This is a genomic window from Lederbergia citri (genome assembly GCF_018343625.1).
GTDB lineage: Bacteria > Bacillota > Bacilli > Bacillales > Bacillaceae_C > Lederbergia > Lederbergia citri.
On record NZ_JAGYPG010000005.1, the window covers coordinates 107431 to 121812 of the forward strand.

Consider the following 14382-nt stretch of genomic DNA (forward strand, 5'->3'; position numbering starts at 1 on the left):
TTAGTTAAAGGAGGCGTTGAAAACCATGGTAATTGCTAAAAATCAAGAAAATAGAGCAAAATTGAATGAAGATAGCCAAGTGAATATAAACGTTGATAATAAATCTAAATTAACCACCTTATTGAAAAAAGTGAAGCAAAATAAAATGTTTTATGTATTTGTCGCCCCCTTCTTTATTCTTTTTATCATATTCAATGCATTTCCAATCATAGCGTCATTTTTTCTGGGATTTACAAGTTGGAATGGAGTAGGAATACCGGAATTTGTTGGTATTAGAAATTATTCCAGATTATTTAATGATCCAGTATTTATAAAGTCAATTTATAATACCATTTTTATGTGGTTTTTCTCGACTGTATTAACTTTGGGATTGGCATTTATCCTAGCTTTCATGGTGAATCATTATATTACAAAGGCAAGAGGATTTTATAGAGTAGTCTTTTTATTTCCTTTATTAGTAGCACCTGCATTAACAGCAATCATGATTAGTGTCCTATTTTCTACAAATTCCGGGATAATCAATGTTGTGATTAGTCTTTTTACTGGGGGCACTTTTACACACGAATGGTTGCGGTCAACGTTTTGGGTCAAACCCTTGGTTGTATTAATTATAATTTGGAGATGGACCGGATATCATTTTATTTTACATATTGCAGGGTTACAGACAATTCCGAATGATTTATACGACGCAGCAAAAATAGATGGTGCAAATGGAAAACAAATTGTATGGTACATTACATTACCTCTTATGATTCCGATTTTATTTGTAAGTTTAATAACGGCTACTGTCGGAGGTATCCAGTTATTTGATGAACCGTTTGTGTTAACCCAAGGTAGCGGTGGTGTTAATAACGCGGGTCTAAGTATGGGAATGTATTTATACAAGACAGCTTTTGAATACTTTGAATTTGGCTTAGCTTCAGCACAATCTTATGTCCTTTTTGGAATGATCATGATTGTAACCTTGATAAATGCTCGATTACTAAGAAAGAGAACTTAGGGAAGGAGGTATTTATTTTGGTTAAATCATCTACTAAACTTATTACTCATATCTTTGTCATAGTTTCGATGCTTTTATTTACATTTCCGCTCCTTTGGATGTTAATTTTATCGACAAATTCCAAGAGTGCTGTTTTTAATTTCCCACCACCATTGCTTCCAGGAAAAGAGTTGATTAATAACTTTATTAGATTAAATGAGCAAATTCCATTCTTCCTTAACCTATGGAATAGCGCCTATATTGGTATTCTAAGTGCATTACTCATTTTATTCGTTTGCTCCATTACAGCATTTGGACTGGCAAAGTTTCCTAATGCACCAGGTAACAAAATACTGCTTTATATTATAGTTGGGTCCATTATGATTCCTCCGTTAGCTGGAATTATACCTTGGTTTATGGAAATGAAATGGTTTGGTTGGATTGATACACATTTACCATTAATTATCCCGACTGCTGCATACCCATTTGGTATCTTTTGGATGTATCAATTTATAAAGGAAGCTGTCCCAGATGAGTTACATGAATCAGCTAAATTAGATGGGGCATCTGACTTTAGAGTGTATTGGCAAATTGTACTCCCATTAATTAGGCCGGGGTTAGGCGCGCTCGCCATATTATCTTTCCTAAATTCTTGGCAAAGTTTTCAAATACCATTGATAGTTTTAAATAGCAGTGAATTATTTACAATCCCACTTGCACTTACAACTTTAACAACGATGTATGGAACGGATATACCTGGAATAATGTTAGGCACATCAATAAGTGTATTGCCTTTAATCATTGCTTTTATATTTGCATCGAATCATTTTATTTCGGGGTTAACGAGTGGAGCTGTAAAATCCTGAAACAAAATTAAAGTGGGGTGATATGTCTTGGGCCATCTAAAAGAAAAAGTTGCTATTGTTACCGGTGCAGGTCGAGGAATTGGAAAAGGAATTGCTGAGTGTTTTATAAGTGAAGGTGCGACGGTTATTATTGCTACCGTCGAATATGAGGAAGGGAGCAATGCAGAACAAGAATTGAGAGAAAAAGGTGGAAATGCAGCCTTTATCCAAACAGATGTTTCTTCGGAAGAAAGTATTAAAAACATGATCCAAGAAACAATAAATCGATTTGGAAAAATAGATATTTTAGTTAACAATGCGGGAATCACGACATTTAAGCCGATAGAAGATACAACTATAGATGATTGGGATCGATTAATAAATATTGATTTAAGAGGACCATTCTTGTGCAGTAAATATGTTTTACCACACATGAAAAAACAAAAACATGGATCAATTATTAATATATCCTCGAATCATTCAATTGCAACACTACCTAATACAGAAATATATGCGGCTGCTAAAGGCGGAGTAAATGCTATGACAAAGAGTATGGCACTTAGTTTAGGAAAAAATGGAATTAGGGTGAATTCAATTTGTCCTGGATTTACAGATACACCTCACTATAGGAACTGGTTATTGGATAATAAAGATCCAAGTATAGTGCATAATGATGTTTTACTATTACATCCTTTGAATAAAATTTGTTCCCCAAAAGACATTGGGAAATTAGCAGTTTATTTATCTTCAGAAGAATCTCAAATGATTACCGGACAAAATATTGTAATCGATGGAGGCGTTACATCTAGACTGTATAACTCTGAAAAGTTTTAGATTAGAAACGTTATTAGAAAGGAATTTAATCATTTTTACCGGTAAAAACAAAGGTTTATTTAAGATAGATTAAAGATTTCATAGTAATTATTATCAGAATGGAGGAAAAAGGCATGCATTCTCAAAGTTTAAAAGAATCAAAGACTCTCATAAATTTAAATACTGAATGGAAATTTAAACTAGATCCAAACGATCAATTGAAATTGTTTCAAGATAATAATGCTGACATACTTGAGGGGACAATCCTTCCTACAAAATCTTGGGAAGAACAAGGGTACGGATCAAAATCATCCCACCAACCGATCGGGACTTGGAAAAAAGACCGGGAATATGAAGGAGCAGCTTGGTATATAAAAGAAATACAAATTCCTCAAGACCTTGCAAATCAAAATATATTCTTAGTATTAAAAGGAGTACGTTGGTTAACAGAATTGTGGATTGACGGTGTTTTTGTGGGTAATGGGGAAAGTTTATCTGTTCCGCATAGATTTGATATCACATCATACGTTCATGCGGGACAAAAGCATCGATTTGTAATCAGAGTGGATAATAGAATGAAATTTTTTTTGCATGAAAGTCACATTCACTCATATCATACAGCTACTAATTGGGGCGGAATCACCGGAGGCATTTATTTAGAATCCGAAATGCCATTTTCAATAAGTGATATTAAGATTTATCCGGATATTGCAGAAAAATGTGTCAAATTTCAGGTAACAGTGAGCCGTGAAGGTTGTAACGATCTAAGTAATTGGACTCTTACAGCGAATGTAATACATAACGGAAATATTGAAGCGACGGAGATAGTAGAGGTTCCAGATAGAGTAGAAGGTTCTGTTATTAATCAATCATTTGCTGTTCAATTAGAAGACGCAAAGCTTTGGTCACCAGAATACACTTATTTATATGATGTAGAGCTTGAATTAAAACATAACAATGAACAATATGATTTGAAGAAAATTACCTTTGGATTCAGAGAAATAAGAACAGAGGGTAAACACATTTTATTAAATGAAAAACCAATCTTCTTAACAGGGTATGTGGATTGTTGTATATTTCCTCAAACGGGTTACCCTGTTTGGGATATCGAATTTTACAAAAAGCAATTTAAAATTGTGAAAAGTTATGGTTTCAACCATGTTCGTTTACACGGCTGGACTCCACCAGAACCATTTTGGGAAGCTGCTGACCAAGAAGGTATGCTAGTCCAAACAGAATTACCACATTGGAGTCAGGAATTTCTTATTAGAAAAAAGGAAGCTAATCAAGAAACAAGTGAATTTTTAAAAAGGGAACTAAAAAGAATTATCCAAGCTTTACATAAACATCCATCTTTCATGATGTTATCTATGGGTAATGAATTAATTAGTGTTGAAGGGCACAACCAATTAAATGAATTTGTTAGACTTGCAAGGGAACTAGATTCAAGCAGGATATATACGGATAATACAGGATTTGGGGAGTTGCCTGCGCATGATCGTGAAGGTGACTATTATATACCAACTTTAAACTGGCATCCACCATATGATATAGCGTTCTCCGCCCTTCCGGATACCACACTTGACTATGACGAAGTTACTAGATTGGAAGACAAGCCATTAATTGCTCACGAACACGGGCAGTTTACAATGTATGTAAGGCCTGAAGAATCGGATAAATATAAAGGTATTCTTAAACCTCACTGGTTAGAATATATTAACGAAACATTAAAGGCAAAAAAATTAGATGAGAGATTAAATGAATTTAATGAAGCCACTGCCATACATCTCGTACGATCTTTGAAGGAGACAATGGAAAAAGCAAGAAGAACAAAAGGACTATCTGGTATCCAACTATTAGATATACGTGATTTTCCTGGACAGGGTCATGCTACTGTTGGAATTCTAGATGTATTTTGGGATTCAAAAGATATTATTCAACCAAAGGACTTTCGTCAATTTAATGATCAAACAGTCCTACTAATGAGAGCAAAAAAACGGACATTTTTTAATGGAGAAGAATTAAGTGCTGATTTAGAGGTTTCCCATTTTGGTGAAGCGGCTTCATCAGCGAAGCTTACTTGGAAATTAGAAGAGGAAGGCAATATAGTCGGAGAGAGAAAACAAAATATAATTGATATCCCTGCCGGAGGTTTATTTGAGCTTTCCAAAGTCCGGGTAAAAATACGAGATGGAAAAGCGCGTAAATTGACGCTCAAAGCCTCTATAGAACTGAATGGCAATATTTTTACGAACGAATGGGATTTTTGGACTTTTCCACGTCTAACTTTACCGAAGAATCCTGAGCGGATATGGACAAATATCGAAACACTCAGATCTATTCTTTATGGAGCAAGAATTGAGGGAACCGTTGGTATTAACCATCTTAGTTATAAAGAAGAAAACGAATTAGATCTCGTGATTACGGATCAATTATCACGCGATGTTCTTCAATATTTGGTTGACGGAGGCTCAGTTTGGCTTATGGCTAAAGAAGGTCGCCAACATGATGAGGTACAAACTCGATATTTACCAATATTTTGGAACTATGTTTGGTTTCCTCAACAAACTGGGACTACGATGGGATTGATTATCCATGATCATCCTTCAATGAATCATTTCCCACACGATCGATTTTCTGATTGGCAATGGTTCCACTTAGTTGACAATACTGCAGCACTAGGTATGGATCTTATACCACAAGTAAAACCAATAGTAGAAGTAATTGATAATTTTAACCGTGCAAAAAGTTTGGCATATGCATATGAAGTAAAAGTAGGAAGAGGTAAACTTTTTGTCACTTCTTTTAATTTAAATGAAAAACAGAAAATGAAAAGTCCCGAAGCACATAATCTCTTTTTCCAACTACTAAACTACCTAAATAGTAATGATTTCAGCCCAGACGTGGAAATTACTATTGGTGAGTTGCTGCGGATCTTTAAAGTACGATCTTTGTTTAGGGTATGATGTTCTTTTAGGGGAGTTCTTCGTATGAAGGACTCCCTAATTAAGTCGCCTTGTATTTGAAAAAATTACTTTAAACCTAAGGAGCAAAGATTATGTCATATAAAGCCTATCGTACAAAAGAAAAAATAATGGTTGATGGTCAGTTAAATGAAAAGTCATGGTTATTAGCCCAAAAGTCACCCCGATTTGTAGATATTATTAATGGCGGTCCAGCGTTATATGAGACAAGGTCTGCAGTATTATGGGATGATGAATACTTATATGTTGGGTATTGGATTGAAGAACCATATGTTCAATCAGAAATAACTGAGCGGGATGGACTTATTTTTAATGAGAATAACGTGGAATTATTTATAGATGGGGGCGACACTTACTATGAATTTGAAATTAATGCATTAAATACAATATACGAAGTGTTTTTTATTTGGAAAGATGCATATAAGAAGGGAGGAAAGTATGACGTTCCTGAATTTGATATCTATGAAAAGAATGTATGTACCTTTGGAGGTAATCATGATAGAATTCCCAAGTATTTTTGGAATGGAACTCACCCGCGTGGACTAAGATGGGCTTTTAAAAATTGGGATTTTCCAGGATTAAAGACTGCTGTTCATGTGGATGGAATAATAAATGATCAAAATAAAATCAGTAAGGGATGGACTGTTGAGCTAGCGTTTCCATGGTCGGGAATGAAATGGTTGGCCAATGGCAGATCGTTACCTCCAGTTGAAGGAGATACATGGAAATTCCAATTTGCAAGATATGAAAAACTAATTTCATTAAATAAGAATGTTGGATGGGCTTGGTCCTCCATAGGGTCTGATGATAATCATAGACCAGAAAAGTTTACTAAGATAGAGTTCTCTAATACCGTAGTAGGAGAATAGTGCGGAATAGGGATTGGCAAAGGAATTATTAAACGATTTGCAGAAGAGGGTGCAAAAGTCGTTATTGCTACCATTGATCGGGATGAAGGAATACAGGTGAAAGCGGAAATCAATGAAAGTGGTGGAGAAGCGTTATTTATCCAAACGGACGTACAATCGGAAGAAAGTATTCGCATGCTTGTTGCCGAAACGGTAAAAAATTACCAGAGGATAGATATTCTCGTAAATAATGCGGGAATAACACTTTTCAAATCATTGCTCGATGCGACGATTGCGGACTGGGATCTTAATATTGATTTGCGAGGTGCGTTCCTTTGCTGTAAATATGTTGTAAAAGAAATGATTGATAATGGCGGCGGGGTCATTGTAAATATATCCTCAAATCATGCGATCGCGACCATTCCACATTCGGAAATGTATGCCGCCGCTAAAGGTGGATTAAATACAATGACGAGGAGTATGGCATTGAGCTTAGGAAAACATAATATCAGGGTCAATGCGATATGCCCAGGATTTACAGTTACAGAACGTGGCTTCAGGAAAAAGAGAAACCTATTCATGTAGAAAAAGAGATTTTAGAACTACATGCTACTGGTAAAATTTGCACTCCAGATGATATTGCAAACTTAGCTTTATTTCTTGCATCGGATAACGTGGATAAAATGACAGGCGAAAGCATTGTGTTAGATGGTGGATTAAGTAATAGGCTGTATCATTCTGATGATTTTTAAAAATTCTGTGATCGGAGACATTCCCTGAGTTTTTTCTTCTGGCGACTAAGGTTATCAATACTGGAATGGATGCCCTCCACCGTGTTTTTAAAACGACTATGGTCACCAATTATCTTATAGGTACCTTAACCATTTTTTTCCGTCCACTAAGGTCACCCACAAATATAGTGATTTATGACCAACAACAACTAAGAGGACCTAGCTTTGTGTTACTTTTTTCGTTCGAAATATGTAACTTATACAAAAACCAAAGGGGGATTGAAATGGATGTAATTGGTATCGGTGAAACGATGGTTTTATTTACCCCTATAACAAATGGGCCAATGAGGTATGCCAGACAATATTCATCTAGATTTGCAGGGGCCGAGACGAATACATTAATCGGGCTCACAAAACTAGGACATCAGACGGGTTGGATTAGTAAAGTTGGCGAAGATGAATTTGGGAAATCCATCCTTTCCTTTATAAGGGGGGAAGGTGTGGATGTGAGTAGGGTCCGAAAAGAGCCAAGCTTATCTACAGGGATCTTTTTCAAGGAAATTATAAATCCAGAAAGAATAAATATACATTACTATCGTAAAAATTCAGCCGCAAGTCATTTAACGGCTAGTGACATCGATGAGGACTATCTTCTCATGACAAAGTATTTGTATATAACGGGAATCACGCCGGCGTTAAGTATGACTTGTAGGGAAGCGGTTTTTCGAGCGATTTAATTTGCTAAGAAGCATAAAATCAAGGTAGTGTTTGATCCTAATATTCGCCGGAAATTATGGGGTGACTCAGAGGCGAGGAGCGTGCTGTTAGAAATTGCGGGGATCTCTGATATTATCTTGCCCGGGATTAGTGAAGGGGAATTTTTATTTCAAATGAAAGATTGCGAAAAAATAGCTGAGTCTTTCCATCAACTCGGAGCTGAAACGGTGGTTGTAAAGAGGGGAGAAGAGGGTGCTTACTTTTCAACTACATCGGAAACTGGGTATGTACCGGCTATGAAAATCACGAATGTGGTGGATCCTGTTGGTGCGGGCGACGGATTTGCAGCGGGATTATTATCTGGCCTCCTTGATGGTTTATCTTTTCAAGATGCAGTGCATCGAGGTTGCGCGGTTGGTGCTATGGTCACAACGGTCATGGGAGACATGGAAGGTTTGCCGAACCGAAAGGACTTAGAGGCTTTTATAGAGTTTTCAGCAAATGATGATGTGATTAGATAGGAGGCGTAGAAAATGGGAGTTCTTTCATCCATTTTAGAAAACAAGATTGTAGCAATCATTCGAAATATTCATCCGGATAATGTAGAGGACATTGCAAATGCCCTTTATGAAGGCGGTATAAGAATCGTCGAAATTACGTTAAATTCTCCAAAAGCTCTTTCGGTTATAGAAAATCTTTCGGAAGATCTAGGTGAAAAAATGGTGATCGGTGCTGGAACTGTTCTTGATCCTGAATCTGCAAGGGATGCACTCTCGGCGGGAGCGAAATTTATTTTATCCCCGACGGTCAATACCGAGACTATAAAAATCACAAAAAGATACGGTGCGGTTAGTATTCCGGGCGCGTTTACACCGACTGAAATTCTAACAGCTTATGAGAGTGGAGGAGATATTATCAAAGTTTTTCCGGCGAATTTCGGGTTAGGGTATATAAAAGCGGTTAAAGGTCCATTACCGCACATACCGCTTCTTCCTACCGGAGGCATCAATCTGAAGAATGCCAGGGAGTACATTGACAACGGTGCCGTAGGGATTGGTGTTGGAGGTTCACTCGTTGATTCCAAAAGTGAAGTTAATGAAACGTATTTGACTGAGTTGACAAATAAATCACGACAATACGTAAACGTTGTGCATGGAAAGTAAAGGCGACAAAGCGGTAGTATTTTTCAAATATATATAATTGAAAAGGACTAGTTGGTAGAAAGGTGTAATAGGGGAATAGTAAACATAACAATATAATTCTACTAAATTGGCGGACCTAGGTAGAATTGCATAAAGTTGTAAGGTTATCAAACGTGTGTACTAATTTAATTCGATACCACATCAAATCTCGAATTTGGCGAATGTGAAGAGGGTGGTATAAACCTTCCCGGAACAAAGCCATGTTTGTGTAAGTCACAAAGCCAAATGAATTATTTTCACGTATACCTTGACATATTTTGGGTTAGCCAAGGCAACTTCACAATTTTTGTGCCTTAAGGACAGCGAAAGGAATGAATCTTACGATGAAAATCACAAATATGGAATGTTTTATTGTTCCACCACGTTGGTTATTTTTAAAAATCGAAACCGATGAAGGGATTGTTGGCTGGGGTGAACCGATTGTCGAAGGAAGGGCAAATACAGTTAAAGCTGCAGTCAAGGAACTTAGTGAATATCTGATTGGAAAAGATCCAATGAAAATTGAAGATCATTGGCAAACCCTTTATCGTTCTGGTTTTTATCGCGGCGGTCCGATTTTAATGAGTGCAATTGCCGGAATTGACCAGGCTTTATGGGACATTAAGGGGAAGTTTTATAATGCTCCCATATATAATTTATTAGGTGGGGCATGCCGAGATTCCGTTCGTGTGTATTCTTGGATAGGCGGTGATCGACCAAGTGATGTTGCTAGGGATGCGAAAGAAAAGGCAGATATTGGGTTTACCGCAATCAAAATGAATGGAACAGAAGAATTACAATATATTGATTCGCATAAGAAGATTGATGAAGTCGTTGAACGAGTGTCCGCGGTTCGTGAAGCTGTTGGAACTGACTTTGGAATTGGTATTGACTTTCACGGACGAGTTCATAAACCAATGGCCAAAATTTTAGCCAAAGAGCTTGAGCCATTTCGTCCAATGTTTATAGAGGAACCAGTTTTAGCTGAGAATAACGAAGCTTTGCGTGAAATTGCCCAAGCCACGGCGATCCCGATTGCTACGGGAGAGCGCATGTACTCACGTTGGGACTTTAAAAATCTATTATCAGAAGGCTATGTAGACATTATCCAACCTGATCTTTCACACGCCGGAGGGATATCGGAATGTAAAAAAATCTTCGCGATGGCAGAAGCCTATGATGTCGCAGTTGCTCCACACTGTCCACTAGGTCCAATCGCATTAGCAGCCTGTTTGCAAGTCGATGCAACTGCACACAATGTCTTTATTCAAGAACAAAGCCTAGGCATTCATTATAATCAAACCAATGATCTTCTAGACTACATCAAAGATCCATCCGTTTTTGAATACAAAGATGGATACGTAAACATTTTAAACAAGCCCGGCCTCGGAATTACGGTAGATGAGGAGTTTGTAAGAAAACAAGCGGCAATCGGACATAATTGGAAAAATCCTGTATGGAGACATAAAGATGGGACAATTGCAGAATGGTAGTCCTAGTAATTGAAACTTTATACGCCACAATCATGTCAGATTTTTCATTTTGTCGGCGGTGAATAGTTTATTAATAGCTTTAAGTGTTTTCTCCTATTAGATAAAATTTTAAAATGGATGACTATTTTTTTGAAAAGCACATTATATACCTTGAACTTCACTTGGAACCAAATATACGAAATTATCGCTGATGCTTTAGGAGTAAAACTAAATGCCGTTCATGTTCCATCTGAATTTTTAGATGCTTGCAGCAAATATGACTTTAAGGGCGGACTTATTGGAGATAAAGCAAATACAGTTGTATTTGATAATTCAAAGCTAAAAAGACTTGTACCGGATTTTGTGGCAACAACTAGAGTTGACCAAGGTATTAAACAAACTGCTCAATATATTTTAGAGCATCCAGAATTTCAAAAAGAGGATCATGAATTTGATAATTGGTGTGATAAAGTAATTGAAGCATTAAATGATGCACGTTTGAAAATAATCGAATAATGATAAGACACCAAGCTATCAGGCATTTAAACCGGATAGCTTGTTTGCTGCTTTGAAGCGATTGGTACAGAGTGAAAAATATGCTATAAGGTTATTAATGGTGGTGATGTCCGTGGGCTTCCTTGGATGGATTGTTTATTTCAAAACCTTCTTCTGGAACATAAAAATATTTGATCCAAACCCCATCTAAAAATGCTTCACGCTTGTCCAATAAAATATCAATATCCTTGTCTGTTTTAACAATTTCATCATGCTCAGTCGGTGTATCAAGTTTGATGTCGTAATGTGCGTGATCACCGTGCATATGTGTAATATATACACGAATCATTTTTCCTTCAGCTTCTTCAGTACTTAACATTTTATTCAGTACTTTCGCAGCATTTCTGTTAATTTTACATTTCATTTCCATTCCTCCAAACTATTATTGTCTATGCATCATTTTCATCTTACTAAAAATTTAGAGATAATCCAGCTAACACGATTTGCAAGGAATTTCTTAAAGATAGCCTGTGCCTGTTATATAAATTTCTATTCAATAAAAAAGCTTCCTAAAAAGGAAAAAAATTTTAAACATCTTGCTTACTTGAGCTTAATTTGGTATAATTTTTGAAATATTTAAATGCGACGAAAAGGAATAGTAAGATTTGATGAAGCGCACAGAGAGCTGTTGGTTGCTGCGAAACAGCCGTGGATCAATCTGAACTCGCCTTGAAGCAGCCTACTGAAATGAAAAAATTAGGTAGGGACGGATCCTGACCGTTATATCAGAGGGATATGTGGTTTTTAAAACCCTATCTACATGAGTGCATACCTTTTTTGGGTATGAATTAGAGTGGTACCGCGAATGATGACAAAGTCTTTCGTCTCTATATAAATAGAGTCGAAGGGCTTTTTTTATGTTGAAAGTGCATATAATCAGTTATATTCGAAAGGGCGGTTGTCAAAATGAAAAATGTGGATAAGTATGCGAGAGGTTATTTTATGCCCCCAGAGATGAGCTTAAATTGGGCGAAGAAGGAATATATTACAGAGGCACCTATATGGTGTAGTGTTGATCTTCGCGACGGAAACCAGGCTCTCGTCGTTCCTATGAATCTAGAGGAGAAGCTTGAATATTTTCAATTACTTGTTCAAATCGGTTTTAAAGAAATTGAAGTAGGTTTTCCAGCAGCATCCGAAACTGAATATACATTTTTGCGTAGGTTAATAGAAGAAAACCTAATACCTGATGATGTAACGATTCAAGTTTTGACCCAATCAAGAGAACATATTATCCAAAAGACATTTGAATCACTAAAGGGGGCAAAAAGCGCAGTCGTTCATCTATATAATTCCACGTCAGTAGCCCAACGTGAGCAGGTGTTCAGAAAGTCGAAGGATGAAATCGCTGAAATTGCTGTATCAGGAGCAAAGTTATTACAAAAATATGCGGCTGAAACGGAGGGAAACTTTAAGTTTCAATATTCCCCAGAAAGTTTTACAGGTACAGAAATTGATTATGCACTTGATGTTTGCAATCAAGTTCTCGATGTTTGGAAGCCGACATCAGATAATAAGGTTATCATTAATTTGCCTGCAACAGTTGAGATGTCAATGCCTCACGTGTATGCGAGCCAGATCGAATACATGAGCAATCACTTGAACTACAGAGAAAATGTAATTCTGTCGCTTCATCCACATAACGACAGGGGAAGTGGGGTAGCCGACGCGGAGTTAGGGCTTCTCGCTGGCGGGGAGAGAATTGAAGGAACGTTGTTTGGAAATGGTGAGAGAACAGGAAATGTGGACATTGTAACCCTTGCTTTGAACTTGTATTCTCATGGAGTGGACCCAAACCTTAACTTTGAAAACATACTTGAAATTAAAGAAGTATATGAGCGCATGACAAAAATGAAGGTAGATGAGAGACAGCCGTATGCAGGAAAACTTGTTTTCGCAGCTTTCTCTGGTTCGCATCAGGACGCAATCGCCAAAGGAATGAAATGGCGTGAAGAAAATGATTGCGATAAATGGACGGTTCCATATTTGCTCATTGATCCAAAGGATATTGGCAGGGAATATGAAGGTGACGTTATCCGTATTAACAGTCAGTCTGGTAAAGGCGGAATCGGTTATGTGCTAGAGCAGCAATACGGATTTGATTTGCCGCCAAAAATGCGCGAAAGCTTTGGGTACCTAGTGAAAAACGAATCAGACCATATGCAAAAAGAACTTTTGCCGAATGAAATCTACAGTATTTTTACGAAAGAGTATGTCAATGTTTCTACGCCAGTCGAATTTATTCGTTATCGTTACACTCAATCCGACGATTTCATAACAACCGTTACAGTTAAAATGAGTGGCGAAATTGAACAATTAACGGGTGAAGGAAATGGAAGACTCGACGCCATTAGCAATGCCATTCAAAAAAGACTCGGAATTCAATATACAGACTTGGTCTACAAAGAGCATGCCCAGGAAATCGGATCAAGATCAAATGCCGTATCGTATGTGGGTATTACAGCATCCGATGGTTCTGTGTATTGGGGAAGCGGGATTGATGCGGATATTATGACTTCTTCAGTGAAGGCGCTTTGTAGTGCAGTTAATAATTTGTTGAAAAAATTGGCGGTTAGTAAGGTGTCGGTGGATGTATAATGTGAGAAACACCAGATTAAAATAATGTTTCAAAATAGAGTGTCGGTTCGATCAGAACCACCGGTATCAATAAAATTTTCAGATAAAAAAGTCAATGCTTTGTAGACAATCAGAGTATTGGCTTTTTTGTTATTTATGGATTATTAAAGGTTTGAGTAAATAGTACTGTGGAAGTGGTGAAATTAATTAACATCAAGTCTAAAGTAACAATTGAACGAATATAATTTATTGTTTTTATAAAAATGCGAGTGATTTATTTGTTGAAAAAGCCAAAAAATTTATTTCGCACCTCGATTTCAACTGCAATACTTTCTTTTCTTTTTCAGCAGTATCCTCTGCCCATTATGTTATGTAGCTAACAAACCAAGTGGTGCAGGAGCTGTAAGTTTTGAAGATATTAAACCAGCAGGGAAATCAGGTAAGTTAGTAGCTCCTGGAGCATTTATTGATTTATCTTCAGAAGGGTTGCCCGATCTTTTTATTCGTGGAGGGACAAAAGAGACGAACCATTTGTGGTTGGTGAAGGCTCATTGCACAATTCACCTGCTACCGTAAAGGGAAGCACTGTAAACGGAGTACAAAAGTTACCATTAGAAGAATAAAAATCTTTACTAATTCAGCCGTTTTTACGCAAATTATAAGCTGGAAAAGTTAAATCC

At 37.0% G+C, this 14382-nt stretch carries 11 protein-coding genes, 2 pseudogenes and 1 other annotated feature; of the genes and pseudogenes, 12 read left to right on the forward strand and 1 reads right to left on the reverse strand.

What is annotated here, in order from left to right; genetic code table 11:
* The first annotated feature begins 25 nt into the window (after window positions 1-25).
* From KHA97_RS22140 to KHA97_RS22185, 11 genes and pseudogenes are all read left to right on the forward strand, one after another.
* On the forward strand, window positions 26-1000 hold the full coding sequence (locus tag KHA97_RS22140) for a carbohydrate ABC transporter permease (protein WP_213126980.1): 975 nt from the start codon (window positions 26-28) through the stop codon (window positions 998-1000).
* Between the two features lie 17 nt (window positions 1001-1017).
* Window positions 1018-1845: a carbohydrate ABC transporter permease gene (locus KHA97_RS22145; RefSeq protein WP_213126981.1), complete on the forward strand. Its 828-nt coding sequence runs from the start codon at window positions 1018-1020 to the stop codon at window positions 1843-1845.
* Between the two features lie 27 nt (window positions 1846-1872).
* Entirely contained in the window at window positions 1873-2658 is a 786-nt protein-coding gene (locus tag KHA97_RS22150; RefSeq protein WP_213126982.1) for an SDR family NAD(P)-dependent oxidoreductase, read from the forward strand.
* 113 nt (window positions 2659-2771) lie between these two features.
* On the forward strand, window positions 2772-5603 hold the full coding sequence (locus tag KHA97_RS22155) for a glycoside hydrolase family 2 protein (protein ID WP_213126983.1): 2832 nt from the start codon (window positions 2772-2774) through the stop codon (window positions 5601-5603).
* Between the two features lie 92 nt (window positions 5604-5695).
* The gene (locus tag KHA97_RS22160) at window positions 5696-6490 is read left to right on the forward strand and encodes a carbohydrate-binding family 9-like protein (protein WP_213126984.1); all 795 of its coding nucleotides are present in this window, start codon (window positions 5696-5698) and stop codon (window positions 6488-6490) included.
* A 63-nt stretch (window positions 6491-6553) separates the two neighbouring features.
* A complete protein-coding gene (locus KHA97_RS22165) occupies window positions 6554-7054 on the forward strand; it encodes an SDR family NAD(P)-dependent oxidoreductase (protein ID WP_325167530.1) in 501 nt (166 codons plus the stop codon).
* Window positions 6994-7221 carry an SDR family oxidoreductase gene (locus KHA97_RS24355; protein WP_267912470.1) on the forward strand — a complete coding sequence of 76 codons (228 nt, stop codon included), beginning with the start codon at window positions 6994-6996 and terminating at the stop codon, window positions 7219-7221. Before KHA97_RS22165 ends, KHA97_RS24355 begins: the two co-directional genes overlap by 61 nt.
* A 263-nt stretch (window positions 7222-7484) precedes the next feature.
* Window positions 7485-8438 (forward strand): annotated as a pseudogene (locus tag KHA97_RS22170) (sugar kinase).
* A 12-nt stretch (window positions 8439-8450) separates the two neighbouring features.
* Complete coding sequence (locus tag KHA97_RS22175; protein WP_213126985.1) at window positions 8451-9080, forward strand: bifunctional 4-hydroxy-2-oxoglutarate aldolase/2-dehydro-3-deoxy-phosphogluconate aldolase; 630 nt, start codon at window positions 8451-8453, stop codon at window positions 9078-9080.
* Window positions 9081-9442: 362 nt separating this feature from the next.
* Window positions 9443-10591 carry a galactonate dehydratase gene (gene dgoD / locus KHA97_RS22180; RefSeq protein WP_213126986.1) on the forward strand — a complete coding sequence of 383 codons (1149 nt, stop codon included), beginning with the start codon at window positions 9443-9445 and terminating at the stop codon, window positions 10589-10591.
* 159 nt (window positions 10592-10750) lie between these two features.
* Window positions 10751-11086: pseudogene (locus tag KHA97_RS22185) on the forward strand (NAD-dependent dehydratase); the annotation flags it as partial.
* Window positions 11087-11180: 94 nt separating this feature from the next.
* Here the strand turns inward: KHA97_RS22185 and KHA97_RS22190 are convergent.
* Window positions 11181-11489: an iron-sulfur cluster assembly accessory protein gene (locus KHA97_RS22190; RefSeq protein WP_213126987.1), complete on the reverse strand. Its 309-nt coding sequence runs from the start codon at window positions 11487-11489 to the stop codon at window positions 11181-11183.
* Window positions 11490-11701: 212 nt separating this feature from the next.
* Window positions 11702-11957, forward strand: a binding site (T-box leader).
* A 74-nt stretch (window positions 11958-12031) separates the two neighbouring features.
* Here KHA97_RS22190 and KHA97_RS22195 point away from each other — a divergent pair.
* Window positions 12032-13723, forward strand: coding sequence for a 2-isopropylmalate synthase (locus KHA97_RS22195; RefSeq protein WP_213126988.1), 1692 nt, complete (start codon window positions 12032-12034; stop codon window positions 13721-13723).
* Window positions 13724-14382 lie beyond the last annotated feature (659 nt).